This is a genomic window from Arthrobacter sp. UCD-GKA, assembly GCF_001863355.1.
Taxonomy (GTDB): Bacteria; Actinomycetota; Actinomycetes; order Actinomycetales; family Micrococcaceae; genus Paeniglutamicibacter.
Genome location: NZ_MOLR01000002.1, coordinates 130690 through 156958, shown reverse-complemented (window position 1 = coordinate 156958; position 26269 = coordinate 130690). Strand labels below are relative to the sequence as shown.

Here is a 26269-nt window from a genome sequence, read left to right as displayed (position 1 = left end):
AGTGGTGGTGGCCATGGGGATCACGCGACTGGCCAACCTCCTGAAACGGGACCGGAAACGGCAATCCATTGAGGAGGTCATCGAGATCACTTGGCGGCTGGAGCAATATTTCGCCAGGCATGCCAATCCGGGAACGCCCGGCTCCGCCGACGTTGTCGCCCGCAGCGCAGCCTGGATCAGGAACCGGGTCGCCGGGGCGGAGACCGGCGAGCAGCTGCGCCACGGGGCCAGGAACGGGCTGCATGCCATGCGCGGCGGCATGGCGTCGTACACCGACTCCTATGTCGGCGAGGATCCAGCGGACTCCGCAATGATCGAGCGCTCGTGGAATCAACTGCGACCCCCCTCGAGCGCCTGCTCCAGGTCGGCCTCACCGGAAACGGCTCAAAGTCCGAGCCTGGCCGAGGCTTCCTCGCGAAGCTGGATCTTGCGGATCTTCCCGGTCACCGTCATCGGGAATTCATCGACGATGACCAAATGGGCCGGAACCTTGTAGTGGGCCAGCCGGCCGCGGACGAAATCCTGCAGTGCCGGCAGGTCCAGCGGCGTTGCGCCCGCCTTCATCTTGACGCAGGCACACAGTGCCTCGCCGTACTTTTCATCGGGCACCCCGATGACCTGGACATCTTCGATGTCCGGATGGCTGTACAGGAATTCCTCGATTTCCCTGGGGTAGATGTTTTCCCCGCCGCGGATCACCATGTCCTTGATCCGTCCCACGACGTTGCAATACCCGTCCTCGCGCATCTCGGCGAGGTCGCCGGTGTGCATCCAGCCCTCGGCGTCGATCGCTTCGGCGGTTTTTTCCGCATCGTTCCAGTAACCGAGCATCACCGAGTAGCCGCGGGTGCACAATTCGCCGGTGCGGCCCCGCTCCAGGGTTTCGCCCGTGGCCGGGTCGACGATCTTGATCTCCAGATGCGGGTGGACCCGGCCGATGGTTGCCGTGCGGCGCTCAAGATCGTCATCCGCACGGGTTTGGCAGGAGACCGGGCTGGTTTCGGTCATCCCGTAGGCGATGGACACCTCGGACATGTTCATTTCCGTGATGCAGCGCTGCATGACCTCCACCGGACAGACCGAACCGGCCATGATTCCGGTGCGCAGGCTGGAAAAGTCATGGGTTCCAAACGTGGGGTGGTTCTGCATGGCGATGAACATGGTCGGCACCCCGTAGACGGCCGTGCATCGCTCCGCGGAGATGGTTTGCAGGGTGGTTTCGGCATCGAACCCCGGTGACGGGATCACCATGGTGGCCCCGTGGGTCATGCAGCCGATGTTGGCCATGACCATTCCGAAGCAATGGTAGAACGGGACGGGGATACACAGGCGGTCGACGGGGCCCAGGCCGATCAGCTCGGTGGTGAAGTGCCCGTTGTTGAGGATGTTTCGGTGGCTGAGCGTTGCCCCCTTGGGGAACCCCGTGGTCCCCGAGGTGTATTGGATGTTGATCGGGTCATCGGGCAGCAACGACTCCATGCGCCGGGCCACGGCGTCCGGGGCGAGTTCCCGCCCCGACTCGATGAGCTCGGCCCAGTCGGCCGTGTCGAGATAGACCACGCGTTCCAGCCCCGGGGTCTCGCCCGCGGTCTGCTCGATCATGGACCGGTTGTCGCTGGTCTTGAAACGCGATGCGGCGATGAGCATCCGCAGGCCACTGTGGTTCGCGGCAAAGGCGTATTCATGGGTCCGGTAGGCCGGATTGATATTGACCAGGATGACACCGATCTTCGCCGTGGCGAACTGCACCAAGGTCCAATCGGCGCAATTGGGTGCCCAGATGCCCACACGGTCGCCCGGTGCCATTCCCGCGGCAAGCAGGCCCCTGGCCAAGTCGTTGACGTCGCGATCAAGCTCCGTCCAGGTCCAGCGTCGCCCGGTGGCAACCTCGACCAGGGCTTCCGATGCGCCGTGCCCCTGAACCGTCGATTCAAATGCGCGGCCAATCGTTTCGGTCAACAGCGGAACCAGGGTCTCGCCCTTGGCATAGGATTTCATGACCTCGTCCCCGTCCAACGGCGGCAGGAGGCCAGCCGCCGGTTAGGGCAGGGTCCGGGCACCGGGGTTGTGATGCACGGCAATACCTGTGTCGTTCCAGCACTCATGGGGCATCCAATCTTGCTCGGGGTCTCGAGGTCGGAAATTGTGCCGTTTGCCGCGGACCCCTAGTGGTGTGTTTGGCATCACGGTTAATGGAGACTAACCCGAATTCGCGTTGACCGAAAGGGCCGGACGCGGGATCTTGGTCAGCGGCCTTGGCATTGAAGACGTCGTTGCCCGGAAAGGCCGCCATGGCGGCAACCACCCTCTTTCGCAGAACCGCCCGGCAAGCCGCTGGCCCGGTCCGATTCCCAGCAGGGATCAGCGAAGGCCGTCATCGTCCGTTCTCCTTGGCGGCAACGTGCTTCGGTGATCTTCCACACCGGCCGGGCTCGGTCCCGAGCGCCGGGGGACCGCAGCTGATGCGCAATCATCGATCCAGCTGCCCGCGGCCGGATCCGCGTCGGTCGCTGGAAACACTTGAGGGCTACTTCCCGGGTGCCAGGGACTGTTTCCGCTCGGCAAAACGTGTCGCGAGGTCATCGCGCAGGAAGGCCATGCATTCCCGTTCGGTGCCACGGGAAGCCGCGGCCTCCTGCGGTACCCAACGTTCCACCGTGACGCCTTCCAGTTCGGGCACCAGGGCTTCGCGGACGATGATGTCCCGGTCGGCGGCGTCCCATGCCTCTTCGGTCAATGCCGGGGACCTTGGAGCGCATGCCGGCGTCGGCTCCTCCGGCACCGAGGCCGCCAGCTCATGGATGCGACGCGCCGGAACCAGACCGGCGGCCCGGGCTTGCACGGGGTCGCCCGCGGTCCACCGAAGCGGCCTGCGACCGCAACGGTGGCATCCTGCAGTACGTCCTGCGCCAGTAGTCCAGCCAGCGCGGATCAGTGCCCGCAGGGGCGGGTTGGTTAAGGAATTTTCCTCGGCCAGCCCGCTCCTGCGGAAACCAATGCAACCGTGATTCTGGATGGGCGAATTCCGGGCGAAGCGTCCTGGGGCCCGACCGCCGGAACGATTCCTCCGGCCCGGCCTCTGGACGCGAGCGCTGACCATGAGGTGAAGCCGGCGGCTGGATCACGTTTGAATCCCAGATATGAATCCCGGGATTCGGGTCAACCCGATGAGCCACTGTTGCATATTCATGGCAACCGACCTGGTTTTGGGATTTACTGGTCCTACCCATTGTTTACATTGGAACGAGGTCGAAGATCATGGATTCAGCCCAGTTGGTGTGGACCATCGTTATAGTCGTTGTCGTACTGGTGGTCCTTGGCCTCGTGCTTTCACTTGGCCAACGACGGAAGAAGGAGAAAAACCGCGAGCAGGCGGAAACCCTCCGCCAGTCGGCCGTTGACGAGGAACTCAATGCACGGGAGAGCGAAGCAAAAGCCGACCGGGCGGCAGCGGACGCGAAGCAGGCCCAAGTCGAAGCCGAGCGACTTCAGGCAGAGGCCCGAAACCAGACCGCGGACGCCCAGTCAGCACGGTCCAGCGCCCATGAACAGGCCCGGAGAGCCCAGTCGCTCGACCCGGATGCAGATACCGGAGCACGCCAGGATCTTGGGGCATCCGACGCACGACCGGAACCGATCGAGGAATCCAGCCAGCCGGAGCGGCCTAGCGGAACCGAAGATGGCACAACCAACCGGGACGGCGGCGCGCCCCGGCACTGACCTGCCGGCGCGTAACAGTCCGGCACCGAGCGGCATGAATTCGTCGTGCCGGAGAGGAACTTGAACCGCCCCGTGCACCCAAGGTCCCGGACCGAGTCAACGCAATTCGGGACTCAGGGGCACCGGAGCCTATTCCGATGCATGCCGGAGATCATCGTTCAACGCTGCTACCCGGGCGGCGATGTCGTCGCGCAGGAACTCCATGCGTTCGCGCTCGGTGGCCAGCTCGGCCGGCGCCTCGGCGGGAATCCAACGCTCCATGGTGACGCCCTCGAGCTCGGGCACCTGGGCCTCGCCCACGATGACGACCCGGTCCGCGGCACGCAGCGCCTCCTCGGTCAGCGCGGTGGGGACCTCGGAACGCATGTCCGCGCCCAGCTCGGCGACAACGTCCGCGGCCAACTCGTTGATGTGGTGTGCCGGGATCAGGCCGGCCGAGAGGACCTGCACGCCCTCGCCTGCGGCCTGGCGCAGCAATGCGGCGGCGAGCTGGGACTTGCCCCCGTTGGTGTTGCAGACGAAGAGGACAGGGGGTTTCGTCTTTGGCACGGCGGCAGTTCCTTTACTGGTGGTCGGGGCCGGGAAACCGGCCCATCTTTCCCCTCCATCCTATGGTCCCTGGCCTTCGGGCACCTATGCTGAAGGTGGCGGCCGCAGGCGCGACGCATGGGAACCGCTTGATTCCCGCCTGGAGGTACTCCGTGCCATCGCCCGACTCATCCAACACCGTGCGGCCGCGGCCCGCGGCCCGACGCATCGACGCAGCACAGGACACGCCGTGAGCAAGCCGAATCCAGAATCGGCAGCCGGGGGATTCGGCGAGCAACTCTCCAGGAAGCCCCACGACGTTGTCGACGAAACTTGGGCCGGTGGAGTCCCTGCCCAATACGGGGTCGTTCCCCGGGTGCGGGTGGGTCGTGACCGCTGGCTGAACCTGCTGTGGCTGGTGCCGTTGGGCTTCGTGGTGCTGTTGGCCGCGGTCGCGGTGGCCAAGGGCCTGCGCGAAACCGCGGGGGTCGCGGACTTTCTCAACGAACACTCCGGCACGGTGCTGCCCGCCGGTGCCGAGGAGGGCGCGGGCTTCCCTCCGTGGGTCGGCTGGCAGCACTTCTTGAACATGCTGTTGCTCATCCCGATCATCCGCTCCGGGGTGACGATCATCGCGGACCACCCGCGGCTGTATTGGACCCGGCACTCAACCCCGGGCAAGGATTGGTTCAGGGTCCAGAAGCCGGTACCCACCGACCCGCTGTACACCGCCAAGGAAGACTCGATCACGCTGCCCGATTCCATCGGGTTGCCCGGACGGCGGCACTCGATCGGGCTGGCCCGCTGGTGGCACCTGGGCATGAACACGCTGTGGCTGGCCAACGGGATCGTGTTCTACCTAACTGGAGCGAGAACGCCCGCCCCTCGAGGGGTGTGGGTGAATCGGCTGACGGTGTCCATGCTGGAGGCCACCGACGGTCCCGCAGTAGGAGGAACGAGACAAGGGGTGCTTGCCCCACAAAAAGCGTTGGACGCGAGCGTGATGGTCACGGCGCAGGTTCCGACTCGAAACGCTCTTTTGGAGGCTGGTGGGGCGGGTCGGTTCGATGGTGGGCGGGAAACTGGCCAGCAGGTGCACGTGGTTGTGTTCACCGTTGGATCCCGCCGGCCCGGCATCGAGCCCCACACCTGCCCCGGTGGTATGGGCTCGGCGTTGCTTGGACGGAGACGTAGCGACGCTGACGGGGTGAGGTCCACGGGGAAAGCGGGGTCGCTCCGCGGGTTCCGGTTCCATTCAAAGGGAGGAGGTTTTCCACAGTCCGCAGAGCGGTCCGAGCCGGCCGGCCGCCACCCGGGGAAAATGGGGGCATGGACTTCGGCAGGAGAAATTACCGCTTCCGGGTGTATCCCACACCCGAACAGGCCGCTGCCCTGGAACGCCAGGGCCATGCCGCACGTGCCCTGTGGAACCTTATCCACGGCGCATGGCAGGCCAACGGCTTCCGGGTCGGGCTTGACTGGTACACCCGGGAAATCAAGAACATCCGCAAGGACGAAGACTACGGTTGGTTCGCCGACCTCCCCGCCCAGGCAGCCCAATCGGTGTGGAAAAACTACTTCAAAGCCTGGATGAACTGCTGGGATCCCGGGCACCCCGCCCAGGCACCCACCTTCAAGAAGCGCCACACGCGCTTGGGCATCGACATCCCCCAAGCCCGCGACCTCAAGCCCACCCGGGTCAACGGCAAATACATCACCGTGAACGTCCCCTTGGCCGGGAAGCTCAAGGTCCGCCTGCACCGCAAGGTCGATTTCACGGCCGTGACCGGGGCCCGCCTGGTCCGTGACGGGCTCGGCTGGCACCTCATCTTCCGCACCAGGACCGGGCCGATCGCCAGGCCCACCGCCCACAAGCGAGCAGCCATTGGCATCGACCGCGGTGTCGTTGTTCCCCTGGCCCTGTCCGACGGCACCAACTTCGAGCACCCCGACTTCCTCACAGGCACCGAAGCCAAGTCCCTGCTGCGCCTGGAGCGCCAGCTGGCCCGGCAGGAGGCCCGCCGGCGGGCCACCAGCGCGCGGACCAGCAACCGACAACGCCGCACCCAGGCCTCGATCTCCGCGCTCAGGAACCGCCAGGCGCGCCGCCGCAAGGACTTCTTGGACAAGACCTCGCGCAAGATCGCCACTGACTACAGCCTGATCGTCCTGGAAGATTTGGACATCAGCAACATGACCACGCGGGCGAAGCCCAAGCCGGATCCAGAAAACCCCGGGTCGTGGCTGCCCAACCATGCGGCGGCCAAAACCGGATTGAACAAGTCCATCCTCAACGAGGGCTGGGGCGACTTCCATCGCATGGTCGCCTACAAGGCCGGGGAGCACGGCGGAACGGTCATCACCGTCAACGCGCGCTACACGAGCCAAACCTGTACCACGTGCCGGATCATCGGAAACCGCGAGAGCCAAGCGGACTTCCGGTGCACCAACACCACGTGCAGCATGTTCGGGATCGCCGTGAACGCCGACACCAACGCGGCACAAGAAATTGAAACCCGGGGCACGGAATTGGCCTCGTCAGGCATGACCGTGGCCACCGCCGGACCGGCGCCCACCACCGTGCCGATCCCACCGGCGGAGGTGCGGGCGGAAGCCCACACCTCCGCCGGTGGGCAATTCACTATGACGCCCAACCCATCGAGCAGATGCACTACCAACTCACGATGCTGGCCTACGACATGAACGACGGGGAACTGTCCTTCGGCCACGGTGCCCCGCTGCGGCTGCGCAACGCGGTCCAGCTCGGCTTCAAGCTCGTGAAATGGATCAAGGGCATCGAATTCGTGGAGGACTTCGGGCAATTCGGCGGCGGCGAGGGCGGGTACAACAACGACCACGAGTTCTTCGGCTACCGGCAGTCGATCTGAGTCGCGTCCCGTCCGGTGGTTTTCCGGACCCTTCGCCGCCGGCCCGCACAACAGGCGGACCGCGGGACCCGCCGCCGGCACCCCACGCCGAGGCGGGTTCCCGGCGCTGCCCGGGGGGAGCGGCGATGTGGTGTGCACCGCCATGGTGCCCGGGTCCAAACGCGGAGCGGTAAGATTGAACGGGTATTTGTCATCTCGAAAGGACTGCCTCCGTGCCATTGCTTCAGACCATCAAGGAACCGCGGGACCTTCGTGGCCTGGACGCGGCCCAAATGCAGCAACTGGCCAAGGAAATCCGCTCGTTCCTGATCAAGAACGTGGCACGAACCGGCGGACACCTGGGCCCGAACCTCGGCGTGGTCGAACTGACCCTGGGCATCCACCGGGCCTTCGATTCACCCACCGACTCCATCATCTTCGACACCGGGCACCAGTCCTACGTGCACAAGCTGCTCACCGGCCGCCAGGACTTCTCCACGCTGCGCCAGGCCGGCGGACTCTCCGGATACCCGGAACGCGCCGAATCCGTCCACGACATCGTCGAATCCTCGCACGCCTCCTCCTCGCTGTCCTGGGCCGACGGGATCTCCCGCGCCCGCAAGCTCACCGGCGAGGCCGACCGCTACGTGGTCGCCCTGGTGGGCGACGGCGCCCTGACCGGCGGCATGGCCTGGGAAGCTGTCAACAACATCGCCGCCGACAAGGACCGCCGGGTGGTCATCGTGGTCAACGACAACGGCCGCTCCTACGCCCCGACCATCGGCGGGCTCGCCGACCAGCTCGCCGGGCTGCGCCAGCGCCTGGACCAGTTCCGCACGCACCCCGCCTACGAAGACACCATGGACAAGCTCAAGAACCGCCTGAAGGACTCGGGCGCGGTGGGCCAGTTCGCCTACAAGTCCCTGCATGCCACCAAGAAGGGCATCAAGGACTGGTGGGCCCCCCAGGGACTCTTCGAGGACCTGGGCATGAAGTACATCGGCCCCATCGACGGGCACAACCAGGGGGCCGTCGACGAGGCGCTGCTGCAGGCGCGGAAGTTCGCCGGCCCGGTCATCGTGCACGCGCTGACCGAGAAGGGCCGCGGCTACGCGCCCGCCCGCGCCGACGAGGCTGACCAGTTCCACGCCGTGGGGGTCATCGATCCGCAGACCGGCGAGCCGGTCTCCAAGGCCTCGGCCCGCTCCTGGACCAGTGTCTTTGGCGAGGAGATCGCCGACATCGCCGACGAGCGGGCAGACATCGTCGCGATCACCGGGGCGATGCTGCAGCCGGTGGGACTGAAGACCATGGCCGAACGCCACCCCGACCGCGTGCTGGATGTCGGCATCGCCGAACAGCACGCGATGACCTCCGCCGCCGGACTGGCCTTCGGCGGCTTGCACCCGGTGGTCTGCGTCTACGCGACCTTCCTGAACCGCGCCTTCGACCAGCTGCTCATGGACGTGGCCCTGCACAAGGCGGGTGTCACCGTGGTGCTGGACCGTGCCGGGGTCACCGGCCCGGACGGCCCCAGCCACCACGGCATGTGGGACATGGCATTGATGCAGATCGTGCCCCACCTGCACCTGGCCGCCCCGCGCGACGCGGTGCGCCTGCGCGAGGAATTGCGCGAGGCCGTGGCCATCAAGGATGCGCCCTCGGTGGTGCGGTTCTCCAAGGGCAACGTGGGACCGGAGATCGTCGCGATCCAGCGCCTGCACGACGGCGTGGACATCCTGGCCAAGCTCGGTGCCGGCGAGGAACGCGACGTGCTCATCGTCTCGGTGGGAGCCATGAGCGAGCTCTGCCTGGACGTCGCGGCGCGCCTGAACGCCCAGGGCATCACCGTCACGGTGGTCGACCCGCGCTGGGTGCTGCCGGTGCCGCGCTCCATCATCGGCCTGGCCGCCCGCCACCGCATCGTGGTCTGCGTCGAGGACGGCGTGCGCGCCGGAGGCGTGGGATCGCGGATCCGCCAGGAAATGCGGGCCGCCGGGGTCGACACGGCGCTGAACGAGGTCGGGCTGCCCACCGAGTTCCTCGCCCACGGCACCCGCGGCGAGGTCATGGAGCGGGTCGGGCTCACCGCCGACCGGATCGCCAACGACACCCTGGCCCAGGTGCTGGGCACCAAGGTCCCCTTCGCCCGGCCGCTGCCCGGGGCCGAGATGCCCACCGGACAGATTCCCCAGCTGTGAGCGCAGCAGCACCGGTGCCCGCGAACCTGCCCCGGGACCCGGCCGGCGCCGCCCCCGGGGACCTGGTGGTGGCCCGTGCCTGGAAATACGACGGGCACCCGCACTGGGTGGTGCCCGGGCGCTACCTGGGCGCGGATACCCATGGCCATTGGATCTACCAGCCGGCAGGCTCGCTGGTCTCGCGTCCCGGCCACGGACACTGGGCCGACACCGATGCGGTCTGCCTGGTGCCGCGTGCCGGGCAATGGCTGGGCACGTTCTACGACGACCCCGCCGAGGACTTCCGCGTGTACCTTGACCTGTCCACGCAGATCGGTTGGCGTGAACTGGCCCGCGGCGGCTGGGAAGCGAACTCCGTGGACATGGACCTGGATGTCGTCGACTCGCGCTCGCGCGGGGTCTTCCTCGATGACGAGGACGAATTTGCGCAGCACGCCGCGGCCATGGGCTACCCGCCGGCGCTGGTCCGGAGCATCGGGGCCGAGGCGCGGACGCTGCTGCATGCGGTCGGGCAGGGACATGCCCCCTTCGACGGCACCGCCACCGGCTGGCTGGCCCGCGGCCGCACCGAATTTTCACAGACACCATCCCGCTAAGGAGCACCACCATATGTCAATAGTTCGCACCTACCGACGCGACGAAGATGGAACCCTATACTTCCGCGAGGCCTGGTTCTCCACCTACGAGGGCGAAGAGCTTGGCCAGTTCGTCGTCAACCACGGCACCGTCGGGCACATGTCCACGACCGAGACCGCCAAAGACGTCAACGAGGCCACCGCCACGGGCCTGCTGGACGCCTTCACCGAGCAGTGCCAGGTCGACGGCTTCGCGACCATCACGGACGCCGACCAGGGCTGGGTCATCGTGCAGTACGCGCTGAAGACCGCCGAGGGCACCGACCGCGACCGCTACCTGGAAGCCACGGCCAAGGAGGCCCTGGTGGGCCACCTGGCGTGGCGCGGACTGGGAACCGTGGAGTCCTCCGACTTCGCGACCCGCAAGCTGAACATCAGGATCCTCTCGCCGGAGCCGAAGAAGGCCGTGTCGGCCATCAAGACCTGCCTGCGCGAAGCCAAGCTGGACTTTACCAAGCTGTCCATCGCGACCGCGCCGTTCGAGGACGTCGAGAAACTCCGCCAGGCCTACCCGCTGCCGGCCAAGGCACCCTTCTCCCTGGGCTAAGGGCTACGGACAAACGCCCGGCAGCGAGGGATCGTTGCCGGGCGTTGTGCTGCCCGAATTCGGTGCGCCGTGGCTACCATGGATCCAGATTCGTGGAGGGGTCAAGGGGACCGCGTCCGGCCAGCCAGGCCATGAACAATCGCTTTTCGGAGGGGTTGCCCAGCCTACCCGGGGCGGTTGCGAGGAGCATCGGGAGATCCCAGCCCACATATTCCTCGGGCCAGTCCAGTGGCGTGTAGCCGAGCCCGAGATCCACATGGTGCATTTCCACTTCGCGCAGCCGGTGGGCGGGGCAGCCCGAAACGCCGTAGTGCCCTCCGCCGAGGAAATGGCCGTTGGGCCACCCGGCGTCGGAGGACCGGTCGAACACCTCTTCCAGGTGCGCCATGCTGCTGCGGAGGTCGGCAACGACCTGAACGGCCGGCCTTCCGGCCCCATCCTCGATCTCGACCCGGCGCTGGCCCTCTCCGCTGGCGTACTTGGGAACATCCTGCCCGTCCAGGGCGCCGGCCAGGCGTCGCGTGTGCGCATCGGCGTTGCGGGCCAGATGGGTCAGGACATGGCCCACGCTCCAGCCGGGCAGTTGGCTCGGTGCGCGAACCTCGGGGTCCGCCAGGTTTGCCACATTGCCCATCAACCGCGCCTGCGCCTCGCGGCACAGCCGGGAGGCGCGCTCCGGATCGTTCTCAAGGTCCACGGCTGCACCAACCTTTCCTGTTCACTTTCACTCTTGCCCACGCGATTCTTCCACACGCGTCTCGGGCGTCGTCCATCGGGCCACCAGGTCCACGACGCTTCCGTGTCCATGGCTGCCCGTGGCACCGCCCGGGAGTCAGGAACACCGCGCCCGCAGGGTTTCAACGCCTTCCCCGGTGAGCTGGCCGCAGTAGGCGCCGCGTCCGGCCATGGCCATCACCAGCGCCAGGGTTGTGCCCATGACGAGCGGGCCGGCACCGCTGGCGAATGGGCCGTCGGTGGCCTCAAGCCGCAACCCGGAAATGTTCGTTTTGCTCGGCACGGTGAAGTCCCCCTTCGCGAGGAAGCGGGCGACCGCGGTGGCGGCCGCACCGTCGACGTCGTGATCCATCCCCAGCGGATGGCGGATGTCTTGGCCGTGGATGACCACCTCGCCCACCCAGGCCTCGACCGGCCCAAACGTCGAAGTGGTGCTGGTCTCGATTGTACGAAAGCGTGCCAGCGTTTCGGAGGGGGTTGCCCCGCGGTGCTCGGCCAGCCGCCGGTCGTTGTGCAGGTCGAAATCGAACCTGGCACCCAGCACGCTGGCGACCCAGCGGGCCGGGCCAACGCTTGCCGCCGCGGTCAGGTGCGCCACGACCTCCTCCACGCTCCAGCGCCCGCACAGCGAGCCGGTTGCCCACTGGGCATCCTCGAGGCCGGCAAGATCCCGGGACAGGGCCGCGCGCTCCGCGTGGGCCAAGGACCAGAGCCTGTTGCGTGCGGTGTTCATGGGCAGGGTTTCTCCGAACGTAGGCAACGGGGCGTGGTCGAGAAGTCTAGCAAGCCGGCGCCGCTGCCGGCATCCGGGAACCGCCACGCCGGTGATACCGTGGGCTCGCGGCCACCCGAGTGGCCGCCACGCTCCATCCCGCCCGGCGGCCATCGCCGTGGCGAGCCGCCCACGGGAGGACCAGCATGGCAATCTTCGACTCGAGCGACAACCTGGCCGGATCGCGATTCAACGACGCAGACCTGCGCGGATCCTGGTTCAACGGCTGCGACCTCTCGGATGCGAAGATGCGTGGGGGCAACATGCAGGGAGCCGAGATCGATGACCCGTGGCTCCTGCGGGCCGGGGGAGTCCTGCTGGTCAACGGCATCGACGTGGTGCCCTTTGTGCGCGCGGAAATGCTGCGCCGCTTCCCGGGCAGGGCAACGATGCTGGCTGCTGACCCCGAGGGCCTGCGCGGTGCCTGGACGGCCGTCGAGCAGGCCTGGGCGTCCACCATGGAGCGGGTCGCGGCGCTGCCGGCGGGGGTGGTCGACGAGTCGGTGGACGGGGAATGGTCCTTCTCCCAGACGCTGCGCCACCTGGTCATGGCCACCGACATCTGGCTGCGCCTCACCATCGAAGGCCTCGAAGCCCCGTTCCACCCCCTGGGCCAGCCCAACGACGGCTTTGCGGAATACGGCTACGACGCCTCCGTGTTCACCCCCGGCGTTCCGGCCTACTCGGAGGTGCTCGAGGCCAGGGCCGGGCGCGTGGCGATGGTGCGGGGGTTCCTGGCCAGGCTCACGGACGGCGACCTCGAACACCGGCACCCCAATCCCTGGAACCCGGACCGCGAGCAGAGCACGCGTTCCTGCCTGCACGTGATCCTGTCCGAGGAATGGGAACACCTCCGCTTTGCCGTGCGCGACCTCGACGTCCTCGAGAAACGGGACTGAGGCCGGGCGCGAAAAAGGGCGGGGCCCCTCACCAGAAACTGGTGAGGGACCCCGCCCCGGTTGCCGCCCGTGTGGGCCGGCGTGGTGTTTCTAGTCCGTGCCCGAATCGAAGGCAGCGCGTTCCAGGGCGCGATCGGAAGCCAACTCATCGGCGTCGACGGCCTCGGCATCGACGATGGCCGAAGCTCCGCCTGCCTCAAGCTTGCCGACGAGCTCGACGGTCTTGTTGCCCAGCAGGCCCTGGTTGGCGTACTGCTCCAGGCGCGAGCGGGAATCGGCGATGTCCAGGTTGCGCATGGTCAGCTGGCCGATGCGGTCCAGCGGGCCGAAGGCCGAGTCGCCCACGCGCTCCATGGACAGCTTGTCCGGGTGGTAGCTGAGGTTCGGGCCCTCGGTGTCAAGCACCGTGTAGTCGTCGCCGCGGCGCAGGCGCACGGTGACCGTCCCGGTGACGGCCGAGCCGACCCAGCGCTGCAGGGACTCGCGCAGCATCAGGGCCTGAGGGTCCAGCCAGCGGCCTTCGTACATCAGGCGGCCCAGGCGGCGGCCTTCTGCGTGGTAGTTGGCCACGGTGTCTTCGTTGTGGATGGCGTTGAGCAGGCGCTCGTAGGCGATGTGCAGCAGCGCCATGGCGGGTGCCTCGTAGATGCCGCGGGACTTGGCCTCGATGATGCGGTTCTCGATCTGGTCGCTCATGCCCAGGCCGTGGCGGCCACCGATCTTGTTGGCCTCGTCGACCAGTGCGACCGCATCGGCGTATTCCACGCCGTTGATGGCGACCGGGCGGCCGGCCTCGAAGGTCACCGAGACGTCTTCGGCCTTGATGGCAACCGATTCGTCCCAGTAGCGCACGCCCATGATCGGCTCGACCGATTCCAGGGAGGTGTTCAGCAGCTCGAGGGTCTTGGCCTCGTGGGTCGCGCCCCAGATGTTTGCATCGGTGGAGTAGGCCTTCTCGGCCGAGTCGCGGTACGGGAAGTTGCGCTCGATGAGCCATTCGCTCATTTCCGAGCGGCCGCCGAGCTCGTGGACGAATGCCGGGTCAAGCCACGGCTTGTAGATGCGCAGCTTCGGGTTCGAGAGCAGGCCGTAGCGGTAGAACCGCTCGATGTCGTTGCCCTTGTAGGTCGAGCCGTCGCCCCACACGTCCACGCCGTCTTCGCGCATGGCGCGAACCAGCAGGGTGCCGGTCACGGCGCGGCCCAGCGGGGTGGTGTTGAAGTAGGCCTTGCCGCCGGAGCGGATGTGGAAGGCACCGCAGGCCAGGGCCACCAGGCCCTCTTCGACCAGGGCCGGCTTGCAGTCGACGAGGCGTGCGGCCTCGGCGCCGTATTCCAGGGCGCGGCCCGGGACTGCATCAATATTCGGTTCATCGTACTGGCCAAGGTCGCCGGTGTACGTGTAGGGGATGGCACCCTTTTCACGCATCCAGGCAACGGCGACGGAAGTATCAAGGCCACCGGAGAACGCGATACCTACGCGTTCGCCAACGGGCAGGGAGGTGAGGACTTTAGACATGTCCTCCATCCTATAGCGTGCAAGGGAGTTTCCGGGGAACAATGACAAGGCAGCCGGGCGACATGCAACGGGCCGAAAAGCAGGTCATACTTGGATTTTCTAAGGACCGTGGTCGCGGGCCCGCGCCGGGGATGCCTTCGCGGGCGGCACCGAATGCATAATTATTTGAAGGGATGAATCCTTATGAGCACTGTGGAGTATCGCCGTTTGGGCAATTCCGGGCTGGTGGTTTCGGCCGTCGGGCTCGGCTGCAACAACCTGGGCCGTGCCGGGACAGCCACCGAGGACCAAGCCGGAACCGACGCCGTCATCAACGCCGCCCTTGAGTCCGGAATCACATTCTTCGACGTCGCCGACACCTACGGCAGGGAGCCCGGCCTCTCGGAGACCCTGCTCGGCAAGGCGCTGGGCACACGCCGCGACGAGGTCGTGATCGGCACCAAGTTCGGCATGGACATGGGCGGGGCAAACGGCAACGACTTCGGTGCCCGCGGCTCGCGCCGCTACATCATCCGCGCCGTGGAAGCCTCCCTGCGCCGGCTGGGCACCGAGTGCATCGACCTGTACCAGTTCCACAGCCCGGACCCGCTGACCCCCATCGAGGAAACGCTGGCCGCCCTGGACGACCTGGTGGCCGCCGGCAAGGTGCGCTACATCGGGCATTCGAACCGCGCCGGCTGGCAGATCGCCGAGGCCGAATTCACCGCCCGCATCTGCGGCGGCACGCGCTTCATCTCCTCGCAGAACCACTACAACCTGCTGGATCGGCGCGCCGAGCTCGAGGTGGCCCCGGCCGCCGAGGCGTACTCGCTGGGCCTGCTGCCGTACTTCCCGCTGGCCAACGGGTTGCTCACCGGCAAGTATTCCGATGGACGGGCCCCGGAAGGCTCCCGGCTGACCCACGCCCGGCAGCACCTGATGCACACCGTGGACTTCGGGCAGCTGCGCACGTTCTCCGACTTCGCCCGCGAGCGCGGCTTCACCGAACTTGAGATCGCCTTCTCCTGGCTCGCCGCCCAACCCTCGGTCGCCAGCGTCATCGCCGGGGCCACGCTGCCCGAGCAGGTCGCGCAGAACGCCGCGGCGGTCTCCTGGAAGCCGTCGGCAGAGGACCTGGCCGAACTCGACACGATCTTCCCGCGCGTGCCGAAGATCGCACTCTTCTAGGCCATGGACTTTCCGCGCACCAGGATCCTGCTCGACAACGACACCGGGATCGACGACGCCCTGGCCCTGGCCTACCTGGCCGCCTGCGAACACGTCGAAATCGTGGCGGTCACCTCCACGCCCGGCAACGTCGGCGCCGACCAGGTCGCGGCGAACAACCGGGCGCTGCTGGCGCTGTGCGGGGCGCCGGACGTGCCGGTGCTCATCGGGGCACGCGAACCGCTGACCGTCCCGCTGCTGACCACCCCGGAAACCCACGGCCCGCAGGGCGTCGGGTACGCCACGCTGCCCGATGCTGCACCGGCGGACCCGGGTGCGGGGGAACGGGACGCTGTCGATCACTGGATCGAGGCGGCCCGCGCCAGCCCCGGGGAGCTCACCGCGCTGCTCAGTGCCCCGCTGACCAACTTCGCGCTCGCGCTGCGCCGCGAACCGCGGCTGCCCTGGCTCCTGGGCCGGGTCGTGATCATGGGCGGGGCCTTCTACCACCAGGGCAACACCACCCCGACCGCCGAGTGGAACACGCACGTGGACCCGCACGCCGCCGCCGAGGTCTACGCCGCGTACACGGCCGCCGCCGAGGCCGGGCTGGAGGCGTCCAAGTTGCCGATCGTCTGCTCGCTGGACACCACCGAGCGCTTCGAGATGCGCCCCGAACTGCTCGCCGACCTGGCCGCGGCCGCCGGATGCACCGAACCGGAGATCGTGCGCGGGGACGACCCGGAAGGCACCCGCAGCACGGCCTCGAACCCGCTGGTGCGCTACCTGTCCGATGCGCTGCGCTTCTACTTCGAGTTCCACCGCGACTACGACCAGGGCTACATCGCCCACGTGCACGACTTCTTCGCCGCCGGGATCGCGGCCGGCACCCTGGAATACAAGAGCCGGGAGGCAACCGTGGCCGTGGAAACCGAATCCCCGCTGCTCATCGGCACCACCGTGGCCGATTTCCGCGCGCTCTGGGGCAAGCCAGCCAACGCCCGCGTGGTCACCTGGAACGACCCGGAGGCCGGGTTCGCCGAACTCGTGAAGAGGCTCGGCGCCCTGGCCCGGCGGATTGGCCAAGCTGCCTGAGTGGCACGTGCCGGGCAACCGAATTTCCTGGCGTGGACGCCGGGACCCACCCGCCAGCCATGCCTTTGCCAGCGCGGACAGCGGAAGCGGAGTGCCGCAAAAAAGCGCCGATCCGGGATCGTGTTCCTCGGGGAAAGTCCGGACCGCCGGGGGAGCACCTGGCGAGCGGGAACGGCGGTCCGGGGCTCTGGCGTTATGCCTGCGCCCTTGGTAGTTTTCACCACATGGCTATCAAACTTGAGAACGTCGGCATTGCGGTTCGCGACCTTGAAGAGGCAATCGCCTTTTTCACGGACCTTGGTCTTGCTGTCGTCGGCCGAGACACCGTCAGCGGCGAGTGGACCGACACCGCGGTGGGACTCGATGGAAACCACGCCAACATCGCGATGCTCCAGACCCCGGACGGACACGGACAACTGGAGCTCTTCGAATACATCCATCCCGAGGCGATCGAATCGGCCCCCACCCGTCCCAACGACATCGGCATGCACCGTGTGGCCTTCTCGGTGGATGACATTGACGAGGCCCTGGCGATTGCCGCAAGGCACGGATGCCACCCCCTGCGCGGCGTGGCGACCTACTCCGACATCTACAAACTCACCTATCTCCGTGGCCCGAGCGGAATCCTGGTGATGCTCGCGCAGGAGCTGAAGAAGGGCTGACTTTCCCCATCCGGCCGGGCCGCCATTGCCGGCGACAGGGCTAGGCGGTTTCCCCGGTGCCGTGCCCCGGACGGGGCGATGGCTTCTTCCGAAGGACTGGCATGGCGAGCGCGGCCAGCATCGTGGCCGTGGCGCCCAGGAACGCGACCCCGCTGGCCATATAGAGGGGTGCCTCCAACGCGAACGCGGCCTCGGCGTTCCAGTTGTAGTAGGTATCGCCCACCGAATTCATGTTGCCGAACGCCGTGAAGAAGAATGCCGGTGCGCCCAGGGAAAGGATTCCTGCCCACATTGACGCTGTTGCCCATATCGGCACGGTGGCTCGGCGGGATATCGTCGCCACGCCCCATGCGAGCGCGAGCACGATACCCAGCGACGCGAAGACGGCCCCTGGAATTGCGCTGTAGGGCTGGTTCGCCGCAGCCATGTCGGCGATCGCCGTCTCAAGCGGCACCCCGCTGGCGGCAACCACGGCCCAGTCGTTCATCAGCATTGCCCCGAGCACCGCATAAGCGATGATCGCAACCATTCCGAGGATGGTGAAGATTGTGCGCATCTCGAAAGACTAGCAGTCTGCTGTTTCTGGCCTGGGCCGCGCCGCCCCAGGAACATCATTCCGGCCGTGGACGTGGTTGCCGGCAACACCGGCAACGCGGCCGGGCCAACGGGCCGGCAGGACAACGAGCGCCTCTGGCCGCGGCCTCCGGGGTCCCCTCAACCAGGCAAACCGGATTGGTGGAGCGCAGGGATTAATGAGCGAGCGATCCCGGTTTCTGACCTGCCAAAACCTCGATCATGTTCTGTCTTTCCACGAAGCGCTCGGATTTGACCTGACGTGCCGGCAGGAACGCCAAAATCCGTACCTGTGCCTGAAGCACGGAGACCTTGACATTCATTTCTCCGCGGTCGCCGGCTGTGAGCCGGAAAATTCGCCCGGCAGCCTCATCGTCCTGGCCTCCGATGGCGGAGGGCTTTTCGACCAGTTCGCGGCAGGGCCCACGTAACGCCATGGCAGGCTCGCGGCAGCAGCCGAACCGAAGAACTACCTCTGAACGAGCCGGGCAACGAAAGACGCAGTGCCGGCCGGGGACGGATCCGCGGTGCGCTAGAATCTTTCCCGGGCCAAGGTGACATAGGCCCCGCTCACGCTCCGCGGCGCATCCGGTCTTTCCGGGATGTGCCCCCGCAATCGAGGAATTCCATCCCATGTCACCGAACCTGATCCTGCCCGAGACCGCCACCGGGCACCCGCTGCGCCGCCGGATGCTGGCAGCCGCCGGCGCCCTGCTGCTCGCCGGAACCTACACCGCACTGGTCCTCACCCAGCCCACCGGCCTGGTCGACGGGCTGGGCCAGGCCGTGGCCCTGGCCACCTTCGCCGCCTACCTGGTGGCAGCGTTGCTGCTGCTGGCCGCGGTGCTGCCCGAGCTTCCGGTTTCCACCCTCACCCTGATCCCCGTCGCACTGGCGCTGAACATCGTGCTGGGCCAGTTCGTCGGCTCCGTGATGGTCCCGCTCTACCTGGACTCGCTGGGCACCGTGCTGGTCGGCTTCCTGGCCGGACGCCGGGCAGGTGCCGCCACCGGCGTGCTCGGCACGCTGATCTGGTCGCTGTTCAACCCGACGGTGCTGCCATTTGCCGCGGGTGCCGCACTGGTCGGCTTCCTGGCCGGCACCGCCGCCCGCTTCGGCGCGCTGCGCCGCCCCTACCTGGCCCCCGTGGCGGGGCTGGCCGCCGGCGTGCTGGTCGGCGTGCTCTCCGCACCCGTCGCCGCCTTCGTCTTCGGCGGCACCTCCGGGGTCGGCACCGGCGCGCTGGTCGCCGCCTTCCGCTCCATGGGCGACTCGCTGCTCTCGGCGGTGACCAAGCAGGCGCTGATCTCCGACCCCGGCGACAAGGCCATTGTCTTCCTGGTCGCCGCGCTGCTCATCTACGCCCTGCCCCGGCGGCTCAGTGCAGGCTTCGCGTTCGTGCGCCGCCACAACGTGCTCGGCTCCCGCGGCTCCAAGTAGCAGCTCCCATGCCCCGCACCTGCCGGCTGCACCCCTTCACCGTGCTCGCCCTCGCCGCGGCCGCCACCGCCACCACGGTGGCGGCCGGCCGCTGGTGGCTCAGTGTCGCGGTGCTGCTGGCATGCCTGCTGCTGGCCGCCTGGGCACGGCGCGCCCGCAGGCTGGCCGGGCTGGCCGCGGCCATCCTGGCACCGGCCTTCGGCTCCCAGCTGCTGATCCATTCGATGGCGGACACCGCCGGCGGCCACGTGCTGGCCGCCGCAGGCCCGCTGCGGATCACCGCCGAGGGACTGGCGACCGCCGGGGCGCTGGGCCTGCGCACCGGGGTCCTGGTGGTGGCAGGGCTGCTGTGCACGTTGCTGGTCGACCGGCATGACCTGGTCGCCGCGGTCGACCTCTCACCCGCCCCGCCGCAGCTGGGCTACCTTCTCGCGGCCACGCTGTTGCTGCTTCCGGCCCTGGAGCAGCGGCAGCGGGCCATCGGCCAGGCGCAATTGCTGCGCGGGGCAACCCCGGGAGGCGGGCCGCGCGGCTGGTTCCGGCGCGTGCGGCTGCGCTCGGTCCCGCTGGTGCTCGGTGCCCTGCAGGACGCCGCGGACCGCTCCGCCCACCTGGCCGCCCGCGGCTTCCCGGCCGCGGGCCCGCACACGCGCCTGCGCGAGGTTCCGGACTCGGCCGCCCAGCGCCGGGTGCGCCGGATCGCCCTGGCCTGCATCGTGCTGGGACCGGTCGCGGTGCTGGCGCCCACCTGGGCCGGCGCCGCGTGAGCACGGGGCCGAACCGGGTGCTCGGGCTGGAGCTGGCGCGCTTCCGCTATTCCGGGGCCTCCCGCGACACGCTGTCCGGGATCAACCTGTCCCTGGCGCCGGGCTCGCTGACGGTGGTCCTGGGGAACTCGGGATCGGGCAAGTCCACGCTCGGGGCCGTGCTGGCCGGGATGCTGCCGCGGCACGACGGCGACGCACTGGACGCGACGCTGCACCTTGCCGGCCAGCGGATCCACCACCGGCCCGGCGCGGCGGTGCGCATCGACCCGGTGGGCTGGGCCCGGCAGGTCGGGCTGCTGCCCCAGGACGCGCGCCACTACCTGTCCGGGGTGCGCGCGACGGTGGCGGAGGAACTGGCCCTGGGCCTGGAGAATGCCGGGGTGCCGCGCGCGCAGATGCACCGGCGGATCGCTGCGCTCGCGGACCGACTGGAACTGCACGCGCTGCTGGAACGCGATCCGGCCCAGCTCTCCGGCGGGCAGGAACGCCTGGTGGCGCTGGCAGCACTCGCGCTGGACGCGCCGGCGGTGCTGGTCCTGGACGAACCGCTGGCCGGCCTGGACGCCGCGGTCGCGGCCCGGATCTGCGAACTGCTGGACCGGCTGCGCAGCGGGGGCACCGCGCTGGTGCTGCTCGCCCGCGCCGTCGACCGGCTGGCGGCCGGTGCCGACACCGTGCTGGCCCTGCGCGAGGGCAGCTGCCACGAGTTGGACACCGCGGTGCCGGCAGACGCCGCACCTGTGGCACCGGCGGTGCGCCGGGCACCGGGGACACGGGACGAGGTGCTGCTGGGCTTCTCCGGGGTCGGGATCGGCTACCCGGGATCCGCACGCCCCGTCGTGGAGGGCCTGGAACTGACGGTGCGGGCCGGCGAATGCGTGGGGCTGGCCGGGCCCAATGGAAGCGGCAAGACCACGGTGCTCAAGGCCGCCGCCGGCCTGCTGTGCCCGAGCGCCGGGCAGGTGCGCGGCAAATCCCTGGCCGCCGGCACGGTGGGGCTGCTGCTGCAAAATCCCTCCGACCAGCTCTTCGAGCGGACCGTTGCCCGCGAGGTGGCCTTCGGCCTGCCCAGGCGCGGCCCGGCGGCGGCGCGGATCCCCGCGGTGCTGGATTCGCTGGGACTTCGAGAGCATGCCCAGGCCCACCCCTACGAGCTGCCGGCCTCGTCCCGCCGGCTCGTGGCCCTGGCCACGGTGCTGGTGCGCGAGCCGGAGGTGTTGCTGCTTGACGAGCCGACCGAGGCACTGGACGCGGACGGGTTGGCCCTGCTGCACGCGGCGCTCGCGGCGGTGCTGGACCGCGGAGGGGCGGTGCTGCTGGCCACCCACGACGAGGCGTTCATGGCCGCCACCGCGCACCGCGTGCACCGCATGGGCCCAGCGGTTGCAGCACGGGTCCGGGACAGGACCGGCGGCCCCGGGTAAAGTGGGGGCTTCTTGGGCCGTGACGGATGGGCGACGGGAGTGGAATGCCGCAGGATTTTGAGCGCTGGGAAGTGCTGGTGCGCGATGAGACGCGCGTCGGGGTGCTCTACCGTTCCCTGGAATCCAAGGTCTTGCTCACCCGCGTCCTGGTCGAGGACGACGGCGAACCGTACCGTGCCGAATCGCGCCTCCGCCTGGAGCCCGGGAACGGCAGCTGGGAACTGAGCTGGTTCCGGGACCGGAGCCTGGGCACAGCCAAGCTGATGCGCCGGGATCCGCAGGGCCTGCCCGTCGGCTCCATGCCGAGCTACGGAGATATCCTGATGCTGTTCAAGGCCATCGAGGATCCGGGGAACCGGTTGCGCTACTGGCGGCTGAACGAGGCCGCCTGGGACGCACAGGATGCCAACGGACACCTGGGCGCCGAGCCCAATGCGCACATCCTGCGGGTCGGTGCGCTCGAGCAGCTGCCCATCCCGTTGGGTGCCACGGTGTCGACCCACCGCTACGAGGCATGGGTCGACGGGGTCCTGGTCGCCATCCACTGGGTAGATGAAGGCAACGAGCTTCTCTGCACCCGGTGGGGCGCTGACCTGCGCAGCTACCGGGTGCCGGGGACGGCCAGCGAGGCCGGATGGATGTCGCTGTCCGGGCTCGACGACGGAACCGTCGAGTTCATGACCAGGGGCTTTGACGCAGGTGGCTGACGGATCCTAGTAGCCGCGCGAAGTGTGGGCCAGGTCCTGGGAGGATTCCAACGTGGAAATGAATTCGTCGGTGGTCGCCGGGGTTGAGAACATCGGGTAGTTGAACCGCACAGCGGACTCGCCTTCCTCCACGGAGGTTGCCGCGACGGCATCGGTCAGTGTCACGACCTCGAATCCGCGCTCGTAGGCGGTGCGCATGGTCGATTCCACGCAGCAATTGGTCAGGAATCCGGCCAGCACCACCTTGGTGATGCCCTTGGAACGCAGGATGAAATCCAGGTTGGTGCTGCCGAAGGCATCCAGTCCGCGCTTGCCCTCGATCACAATGTCGGCCGGCTGCGGGGTGAACCGCGCATCGATTTCCGCTCCCCACTGTCCCTTGACGAAGGCGGTGGCATCCACCACGCCCTTGAGGATCCCGTAGGGGTGGGCGGAGATCTCGTTGTAGCCCGGCGCGAAGCCGATGGGCGAGTGGATGACAGTGGCGCCGTGCTCACGCGCCGCGGCCAGCACCTTGGCGGCATTTTCCAGGGTCGAGTTGGCCTCCATGGAATCCTTGACCGCATCGTGCAGGACGCCTCCGGGGGAGGTGAAGTCGTTTTGGAACTCGATGAACACCACTGCGGTGGACTCGTTGGACATGGCAGCCAGGCTCCTTCGGGGTCAAAAAGGTGGGCAGGCGCCCACCGGGCACCCACCCACCAACCTATGACGCCTTGCCCTCCAAGGGAAGGGAAGCCACCGGCCGCCCTAGACGTAAATCAGGACGTCGTCGCCCTTGATCTGCGCGGCGAAGCGCTCCAGCGCGGCACGGGCCGGACCGGCAACGGCCTTGCCGTCCTCGGGCTGGAAATATGAGCCGTGGCAGGGACAGTAGAAGGCCTCGCCGTTGGGGTCCTTGGTGGTCACCGCGCAGCCCTGGTGGGTGCAGATCGCGGTGTAGGCCAGCACCGTCTTCGCGTTGGGGCGGAAGAGCAGGAACCCGGCCTGCTTGCCAGCTTCCTCGCCCCGGGTGCGTACCGCGGCGACCGACAGGCGCGTTCCCACGGCCAGCTCGGCCACGGTGGCCACGACGGTTCCCTCGCCTTCGGGTGCCGGGGGAGCGGAGGGCTCGTTGTTCGGTGCGGCCGAGGAACCGTCGCCGCAGGCGGCCAGTGCCAGGGTGGCGCCGGCGGCCACGGTGGTGCCGACAAAGGCGCGGCGCGTGCAATCAGGGATGGGCAAACTCATGGGACCCATCATTCCACGCGGGCGCGGCACCCAGGCGCAGCCTACGCTGCGATGTCACTTACAAACGCACCCGCGTGCCGGGGGCCGCCCGCTAGAGGAGGATCTTGACCTCGGGGCCGTCCACCTCGGTGGCGAAGCGGGCCAGGGACTTCGGGGCAGGACCCTGGACGACCGAACCGTCGAGCTTCGAGTACTCCGAGCCGTGGCAGGGGCACTTGAAGATCTCGCCGCTGCCGGTGCCGACCTTGCACCCCTGGTGGGTGCACACCGAGGTGTAGGCCAGGACCGTGGCCTCGTCCGGGCGGTAGAGCAGGTAGCCGGCACCGTTGACGGTGACCGAGGCGGTGCCCTTGACCGGAAGCTTCGCCAGCGCGATCGCGTCGACGGGCTTGCCGGTGGCTTGCGGGAGGTCCTGGGCCTTCCCGCCGGACCCGCACGACACCAATGTCACCGCGGCGCCGGCAACCAGGGAAGCCTCGATGACGCTTCTGCGGGTGGGCATGAGAGTGATGTGCTGTTTCATAACCAAAGTGTCGCGCACAATCGGGCCAAGGTCGATGGATGGGAGCCGGGATTATTTTTTGGCCGGCACCATCGGGAAACGGCGAAGGCGGGACGCCGGCCGTAGCCGGCATCCCGCCTTCACCCGCCCCGGTGCGCGGGGGCCCGGTTAGTGCTGGTGGAACTTCTTGCCGTTGACCCGCTCGGAGGCGCCGACCTGGTCAAGGTACGGGGTGATGCCGCCCAGGTGCATGGGCCAGCCGGCGCCCAGGATCATGCACAGGTCGATGTCCTCGGGACCCGCCACGACGCCCGCCGCCAGCATCAACCCGATCTCCTCGGCCAGCGCGTCCTGGGTGCGCAGCAGCAGTTCCTCGGAGGTGCTCGGGGTGTTCCCGAACTCCAGCAGCCCCAGCGTGGAGGCCGGGATTTCCATCCCGCCGTCGCCGGTGGGCGCCCACAGTGACTTGATGCCGTTGTCGATGAGCACCTGCTGGTTGCCCGAGACGTGGAAGCGCTCGCCGAAGGCGGCGTGCAGCGACTCGGAGACGTGGTGCGCCACCGGGATCCCGACCATGGCCAGCAGCGTGAACGGGCTCATGGGCAGGCCCATGGGGCGCAGTGCGCCGTCGGCCACCGAGGCCTCGGTGCCGTCGTCGAAGGCGTTGGCGATCTCGCCCATCAAACGCAGCAGGATCCGGTTCACCACGAAGGCTGCCTCGTCCGCCACCAGCACGCTGGTCTTGCGCAATGCCTTGCCCAGGGCGAAGGTGGTGGCCAACGCGGTGTCGCCGGTCTTTTCGGTCCGCGCGATCTCCAGCAGCGGCATCTGGGCGACCGGGTTGAAGAAGTGGAAGCCGACCAGCCGTTCGGGGTTTTTCAGGTCCCTGCCCATCTCGGTCACCGACAGCGAGGAGGTGTTGGTGGCCAGGATGCACTCGGGGGACACCACGGCCTCGACCTCGGCAAAGACCTGCTTCTTGACGGCAAGTTCCTCGAAGACGGCCTCGATGACGAAGTCCGCATCGGCAAAGGCCTGTTTGGACACCGAACCGGTGACCAGCGCCTTGGTGCGGTTTGCCGCGTCGGGGGAGATGCGGCCCTTGGCCAGCTGCTTGTCCACTTCGGAATGGATGTGGGCCAGGCCCTTGTCCACGCGCGCCTGGTCGATGTCGGTGATGACCACCGGCACCTTGAGGTTCCTGGCGAAGAGCAGCGCGAGCTGTCCGGCCATGAGCCCGGCACCGACCACGCCGACCTTGGTGACGGGGCGGGCGAGTTTCGGATCCGGGGCGCCGGCGGGTCGCTTGGAGCGCTTTTGCACCAGGTCCAGGAAGGCGTACACGGTGTTGTGGAAGGCGTCGGTCTGCATCATGTCGGTCAGCGCCGCGATTTCCAGGGCCGCCGATTCCTTCTGGGTGATCGACGCTCCGGCCTCGAAGACCTCCAGCACCTTGGCCGGGGCCGGGGCGGCGTTGGAGGTCTTGGCCTCCACGAAGGCCCGGGCCTTGGCCGCGGCTGCCGCCCAGCGGGCCGCCACCTCGGGGCTGGAGTTCGGCTCCACGGCGTTCGGGCGGGCGACCTCGGCGCCGGCGAGCACGCTTCCGGCCCAGAGCAGGGATTGCTCCAGGAAGTCGGCCGGCTCGAACAGGGCGTCGGCGATGCCGAGCTTGAAGGCCGCGTCCCCGTTCAGCGAGCGGTTGTTGTTCAGCGGGTTTTCGATCATCACCGTCATGGCCGCCTCCGGGCCGGTCAGCCGCGGGAGCCGGTAGACCCCGCCCCAGCCGGGGATCAGGCCGATGAATGCCTCGGGAAGCCCGATGCCGTTGGCCCCGGTGGAGACGGTGCGGTAGGAGCAGGCCAGGGCGATCTCCAGCCCGCCGCCCAGGGCGACGCCGTTGATGAATGCGAAGGTCGGCACCCCGAGGTCCGCCAGCAGGTCGTAGCAGGCATGGCCCAGGGTGGCCATGGCCGCCCCGTGCTCGGGAGAGGCGAGGTTCTTCACGCCGTTGAGGTCCGCGCCGGCGACCAGGAAGTAGGGCTTCCCGGTCACCGCCAGCGCGGCGATCTCCCCGGCAGCAGCGCGCGCCTTTTGCGCGGTGAGCGCCGCGTGCAGTTCCAGCAGGGTGTTGGGGCCCAGCGTGGTGGGCTTGGTGTGGTCGAACCCGTTGTCCAGGGTCAGCAGCGCAAGCGTGGTGCCGCCGGGCAGCACCACGTCCTCGAGAAGGGAGTGGGTGATGATCTCGTCGGGGACCAGGGAAGCGAGGGAAGCGAAGTTTTCAATGGTGCTCGAGCTCATGGC

28 protein-coding genes are annotated in these 26269 nt (G+C 68.1%); 16 read left to right on the top strand and 12 right to left on the bottom strand.

All coding sequences use genetic code 11. The annotated features are described in order from the left end of the window. The first annotated feature begins 13 nt into the window (after nt 1-13). The gene (locus BLJ79_RS22755; protein WP_139194705.1) at nt 14-496 is read left to right on the top strand and encodes a hypothetical protein; all 483 of its coding nucleotides are present in this window, start codon (nt 14-16) and stop codon (nt 494-496) included. Here the strand turns inward: BLJ79_RS22755 and BLJ79_RS03975 are convergent. Both BLJ79_RS03975 and BLJ79_RS03970 read right to left on the bottom strand, forming a co-directional pair. Next, nucleotides 385-1998, bottom strand: coding sequence for an AMP-binding protein (locus BLJ79_RS03975; RefSeq protein ID WP_071213392.1), 1614 nt, complete (start codon nt 1996-1998; stop codon nt 385-387). The genes BLJ79_RS22755 and BLJ79_RS03975 overlap by 112 nt on opposite strands. 529 nt (nt 1999-2527) lie before the next feature. After that, nucleotides 2528-2737 (bottom strand): hypothetical protein, encoded by a 210-nt coding sequence (locus BLJ79_RS03970; RefSeq protein ID WP_071213391.1) that lies wholly within the window; start codon nt 2735-2737, stop codon nt 2528-2530. A 521-nt stretch (nt 2738-3258) separates the two neighbouring features. On the opposite strand from BLJ79_RS03970, the gene BLJ79_RS03965 reads away from it, so the two are divergent. Next, nucleotides 3259-3720 carry a hypothetical protein gene (locus BLJ79_RS03965; RefSeq protein ID WP_071213390.1) on the top strand — a complete coding sequence of 154 codons (462 nt, stop codon included), beginning with the start codon at nt 3259-3261 and terminating at the stop codon, nt 3718-3720. A 129-nt stretch (nt 3721-3849) separates the two neighbouring features. Here BLJ79_RS03965 and BLJ79_RS03960 read toward each other — a convergent pair whose 3' ends face one another. Both BLJ79_RS03960 and BLJ79_RS23895 read right to left on the bottom strand, forming a co-directional pair. Beyond that, nucleotides 3850-4269 (bottom strand): arsenate reductase/protein-tyrosine-phosphatase family protein, encoded by a 420-nt coding sequence (locus BLJ79_RS03960; RefSeq protein ID WP_071213389.1) that lies wholly within the window; start codon nt 4267-4269, stop codon nt 3850-3852. A gap of 838 nt (nt 4270-5107) precedes the next feature. Further along, nucleotides 5108-5503, bottom strand: coding sequence for a transposase (locus tag BLJ79_RS23895; protein ID WP_083410991.1), 396 nt, complete (start codon nt 5501-5503; stop codon nt 5108-5110). A 74-nt stretch (nt 5504-5577) separates the two neighbouring features. Here BLJ79_RS23895 and BLJ79_RS03950 point away from each other — a divergent pair, with 74 nt between their 5' ends. The 5 genes from BLJ79_RS03950 to BLJ79_RS03930 all read left to right on the top strand — a co-directional run bounded on the left by BLJ79_RS03950 (nt 5578) and on the right by BLJ79_RS03930 (nt 10498). Then, entirely contained in the window at nt 5578-6951 is a 1374-nt protein-coding gene (locus BLJ79_RS03950) for an RNA-guided endonuclease InsQ/TnpB family protein (RefSeq protein ID WP_083410990.1), read from the top strand. Beyond that, complete coding sequence (locus BLJ79_RS03945; protein ID WP_083410989.1) at nt 6915-7136, top strand: molybdopterin-dependent oxidoreductase; 222 nt, start codon at nt 6915-6917, stop codon at nt 7134-7136. Before BLJ79_RS03950 ends, BLJ79_RS03945 begins: the two co-directional genes overlap by 37 nt. A gap of 212 nt (nt 7137-7348) precedes the next feature. Then, the gene (dxs, locus tag BLJ79_RS03940) at nt 7349-9316 is read left to right on the top strand and encodes a 1-deoxy-D-xylulose-5-phosphate synthase (protein ID WP_071213385.1); all 1968 of its coding nucleotides are present in this window, start codon (nt 7349-7351) and stop codon (nt 9314-9316) included. Beyond that, on the top strand, nt 9313-9912 hold the full coding sequence (locus tag BLJ79_RS03935) for a DUF402 domain-containing protein (protein WP_071213384.1): 600 nt from the start codon (nt 9313-9315) through the stop codon (nt 9910-9912). The genes dxs and BLJ79_RS03935 overlap by 4 nt, the downstream gene beginning before the upstream one ends. 13 nt (nt 9913-9925) lie before the next feature. Next, complete coding sequence (locus BLJ79_RS03930) at nt 9926-10498, top strand: hypothetical protein (RefSeq protein WP_071213383.1); 573 nt, start codon at nt 9926-9928, stop codon at nt 10496-10498. Between the two features lie 73 nt (nt 10499-10571). Here BLJ79_RS03930 and BLJ79_RS03925 read toward each other — a convergent pair whose 3' ends face one another. Together BLJ79_RS03925 and BLJ79_RS03920 are read right to left on the bottom strand one after the other, a co-directional pair. Then, nucleotides 10572-11195 (bottom strand): maleylpyruvate isomerase family mycothiol-dependent enzyme, encoded by a 624-nt coding sequence (locus BLJ79_RS03925; RefSeq protein WP_071213382.1) that lies wholly within the window; start codon nt 11193-11195, stop codon nt 10572-10574. A 135-nt stretch (nt 11196-11330) separates the two neighbouring features. Then, nucleotides 11331-11966 carry a maleylpyruvate isomerase family mycothiol-dependent enzyme gene (locus BLJ79_RS03920; protein ID WP_071213381.1) on the bottom strand — a complete coding sequence of 212 codons (636 nt, stop codon included), beginning with the start codon at nt 11964-11966 and terminating at the stop codon, nt 11331-11333. Between the two features lie 185 nt (nt 11967-12151). On the opposite strand from BLJ79_RS03920, the gene BLJ79_RS03915 reads away from it, so the two are divergent. Then, entirely contained in the window at nt 12152-12904 is a 753-nt protein-coding gene (locus BLJ79_RS03915; protein ID WP_071213380.1) for a DinB family protein, read from the top strand. 90 nt (nt 12905-12994) lie between these two features. Here BLJ79_RS03915 and argG read toward each other — a convergent pair whose 3' ends face one another. After that, nucleotides 12995-14422 carry an argininosuccinate synthase gene (gene argG, locus BLJ79_RS03910; RefSeq protein ID WP_071213379.1) on the bottom strand — a complete coding sequence of 476 codons (1428 nt, stop codon included), beginning with the start codon at nt 14420-14422 and terminating at the stop codon, nt 12995-12997. A gap of 183 nt (nt 14423-14605) precedes the next feature. On the opposite strand from argG, the gene BLJ79_RS03905 reads away from it, so the two are divergent. The 3 genes from BLJ79_RS03905 to BLJ79_RS03895 all read left to right on the top strand — a co-directional run bounded on the left by BLJ79_RS03905 (nt 14606) and on the right by BLJ79_RS03895 (nt 17325). Beyond that, the gene (locus BLJ79_RS03905) at nt 14606-15589 is read left to right on the top strand and encodes an aldo/keto reductase (RefSeq protein WP_071213378.1); all 984 of its coding nucleotides are present in this window, start codon (nt 14606-14608) and stop codon (nt 15587-15589) included. 3 nt (nt 15590-15592) lie between these two features. After that, nucleotides 15593-16663 carry a nucleoside hydrolase gene (locus tag BLJ79_RS03900; RefSeq protein ID WP_071213377.1) on the top strand — a complete coding sequence of 357 codons (1071 nt, stop codon included), beginning with the start codon at nt 15593-15595 and terminating at the stop codon, nt 16661-16663. A gap of 224 nt (nt 16664-16887) precedes the next feature. Beyond that, on the top strand, nt 16888-17325 hold the full coding sequence (locus BLJ79_RS03895) for a VOC family protein (RefSeq protein ID WP_071213376.1): 438 nt from the start codon (nt 16888-16890) through the stop codon (nt 17323-17325). A gap of 40 nt (nt 17326-17365) precedes the next feature. Here the strand turns inward: BLJ79_RS03895 and BLJ79_RS03890 are convergent, their stop codons facing one another. Beyond that, nucleotides 17366-17881: a hypothetical protein gene (locus BLJ79_RS03890; RefSeq protein ID WP_071213375.1), complete on the bottom strand. Its 516-nt coding sequence runs from the start codon at nt 17879-17881 to the stop codon at nt 17366-17368. A gap of 196 nt (nt 17882-18077) precedes the next feature. Here BLJ79_RS03890 and BLJ79_RS03885 point away from each other — a divergent pair, with 196 nt between their 5' ends. From BLJ79_RS03885 to BLJ79_RS03865, 5 genes are all read left to right on the top strand, one after another. After that, nucleotides 18078-18329 carry a DUF8817 family protein gene (locus BLJ79_RS03885; RefSeq protein WP_071213374.1) on the top strand — a complete coding sequence of 84 codons (252 nt, stop codon included), beginning with the start codon at nt 18078-18080 and terminating at the stop codon, nt 18327-18329. A gap of 202 nt (nt 18330-18531) precedes the next feature. Further along, nucleotides 18532-19338, top strand: coding sequence for a glycosyl transferase family 9 (locus BLJ79_RS03880; protein ID WP_071213373.1), 807 nt, complete (start codon nt 18532-18534; stop codon nt 19336-19338). Nucleotides 19339-19346: 8 nt separating this feature from the next. Then, complete coding sequence (locus BLJ79_RS03875) at nt 19347-20105, top strand: CbiQ family ECF transporter T component (RefSeq protein WP_071213372.1); 759 nt, start codon at nt 19347-19349, stop codon at nt 20103-20105. Further along, a complete protein-coding gene (locus BLJ79_RS03870) occupies nt 20102-21529 on the top strand; it encodes an ATP-binding cassette domain-containing protein (RefSeq protein ID WP_071213371.1) in 1428 nt (475 codons plus the stop codon). The genes BLJ79_RS03875 and BLJ79_RS03870 overlap by 4 nt, the downstream gene beginning before the upstream one ends. Before the next feature lie 44 nt (nt 21530-21573). Beyond that, nucleotides 21574-22236: a hypothetical protein gene (locus BLJ79_RS03865; protein WP_071213370.1), complete on the top strand. Its 663-nt coding sequence runs from the start codon at nt 21574-21576 to the stop codon at nt 22234-22236. A gap of 6 nt (nt 22237-22242) precedes the next feature. On the opposite strand, the gene BLJ79_RS03860 is transcribed toward BLJ79_RS03865, so the two are convergent. The 4 genes from BLJ79_RS03860 to BLJ79_RS03845 form a co-directional block, all read right to left on the bottom strand. After that, nucleotides 22243-22878 carry a cysteine hydrolase family protein gene (locus BLJ79_RS03860; RefSeq protein WP_071213369.1) on the bottom strand — a complete coding sequence of 212 codons (636 nt, stop codon included), beginning with the start codon at nt 22876-22878 and terminating at the stop codon, nt 22243-22245. 108 nt (nt 22879-22986) lie between these two features. Next, on the bottom strand, nt 22987-23466 hold the full coding sequence (locus BLJ79_RS03855) for a Rieske (2Fe-2S) protein (protein ID WP_071213368.1): 480 nt from the start codon (nt 23464-23466) through the stop codon (nt 22987-22989). Nucleotides 23467-23557: 91 nt separating this feature from the next. Beyond that, nucleotides 23558-23989, bottom strand: a complete 432-nt coding sequence (locus BLJ79_RS03850) for a QcrA and Rieske domain-containing protein (protein WP_083410987.1) — start codon at nt 23987-23989, stop codon at nt 23558-23560. Nucleotides 23990-24136: 147 nt separating this feature from the next. Beyond that, complete coding sequence (locus BLJ79_RS03845; protein ID WP_071213366.1) at nt 24137-26266, bottom strand: 3-hydroxyacyl-CoA dehydrogenase NAD-binding domain-containing protein; 2130 nt, start codon at nt 26264-26266, stop codon at nt 24137-24139. Nucleotides 26267-26269 lie beyond the last annotated feature (3 nt).

Excerpts from the sequence above, each read along its gene's own strand:
- BLJ79_RS22755 (WP_139194705.1), top strand. The coding sequence starts at position 14 with ATGGGGATCACGCGACTGGCCAACCTCCTGAAACGGGACCGGAAACGG.
- BLJ79_RS03975 (WP_071213392.1), bottom strand. The coding sequence starts at position 1,998 with ATGAAATCCTATGCCAAGGGCGAGACCCTGGTTCCGCTGTTGACCGAA.
- BLJ79_RS03965 (WP_071213390.1), top strand. The coding sequence starts at position 3,259 with ATGGATTCAGCCCAGTTGGTGTGGACCATCGTTATAGTCGTTGTCGTA.
- BLJ79_RS23895 (WP_083410991.1), bottom strand. The coding sequence starts at position 5,503 with ATGGAACCGGAACCCGCGGAGCGACCCCGCTTTCCCCGTGGACCTCAC.
- BLJ79_RS03950 (WP_083410990.1), top strand. The coding sequence starts at position 5,578 with ATGGACTTCGGCAGGAGAAATTACCGCTTCCGGGTGTATCCCACACCC.
- BLJ79_RS03945 (WP_083410989.1), top strand. The coding sequence starts at position 6,915 with ATGCACTACCAACTCACGATGCTGGCCTACGACATGAACGACGGGGAA.
- BLJ79_RS03930 (WP_071213383.1), top strand. The coding sequence starts at position 9,926 with ATGTCAATAGTTCGCACCTACCGACGCGACGAAGATGGAACCCTATAC.
- BLJ79_RS03920 (WP_071213381.1), bottom strand. The coding sequence starts at position 11,966 with ATGAACACCGCACGCAACAGGCTCTGGTCCTTGGCCCACGCGGAGCGC.
- BLJ79_RS03915 (WP_071213380.1), top strand. The coding sequence starts at position 12,152 with ATGGCAATCTTCGACTCGAGCGACAACCTGGCCGGATCGCGATTCAAC.
- argG (WP_071213379.1), bottom strand. The coding sequence starts at position 14,422 with ATGTCTAAAGTCCTCACCTCCCTGCCCGTTGGCGAACGCGTAGGTATC.
- BLJ79_RS03905 (WP_071213378.1), top strand. The coding sequence starts at position 14,606 with ATGAGCACTGTGGAGTATCGCCGTTTGGGCAATTCCGGGCTGGTGGTT.
- BLJ79_RS03900 (WP_071213377.1), top strand. The coding sequence starts at position 15,593 with ATGGACTTTCCGCGCACCAGGATCCTGCTCGACAACGACACCGGGATC.
- BLJ79_RS03895 (WP_071213376.1), top strand. The coding sequence starts at position 16,888 with ATGGCTATCAAACTTGAGAACGTCGGCATTGCGGTTCGCGACCTTGAA.
- BLJ79_RS03890 (WP_071213375.1), bottom strand. The coding sequence starts at position 17,881 with ATGCGCACAATCTTCACCATCCTCGGAATGGTTGCGATCATCGCTTAT.
- BLJ79_RS03885 (WP_071213374.1), top strand. The coding sequence starts at position 18,078 with ATGAGCGAGCGATCCCGGTTTCTGACCTGCCAAAACCTCGATCATGTT.
- BLJ79_RS03880 (WP_071213373.1), top strand. The coding sequence starts at position 18,532 with ATGTCACCGAACCTGATCCTGCCCGAGACCGCCACCGGGCACCCGCTG.
- BLJ79_RS03875 (WP_071213372.1), top strand. The coding sequence starts at position 19,347 with ATGCCCCGCACCTGCCGGCTGCACCCCTTCACCGTGCTCGCCCTCGCC.
- BLJ79_RS03865 (WP_071213370.1), top strand. The coding sequence starts at position 21,574 with ATGCCGCAGGATTTTGAGCGCTGGGAAGTGCTGGTGCGCGATGAGACG.
- BLJ79_RS03860 (WP_071213369.1), bottom strand. The coding sequence starts at position 22,878 with ATGTCCAACGAGTCCACCGCAGTGGTGTTCATCGAGTTCCAAAACGAC.
- BLJ79_RS03855 (WP_071213368.1), bottom strand. The coding sequence starts at position 23,466 with ATGAGTTTGCCCATCCCTGATTGCACGCGCCGCGCCTTTGTCGGCACC.
- BLJ79_RS03850 (WP_083410987.1), bottom strand. The coding sequence starts at position 23,989 with ATGAAACAGCACATCACTCTCATGCCCACCCGCAGAAGCGTCATCGAG.
- BLJ79_RS03845 (WP_071213366.1), bottom strand. The coding sequence starts at position 26,266 with ATGAGCTCGAGCACCATTGAAAACTTCGCTTCCCTCGCTTCCCTGGTC.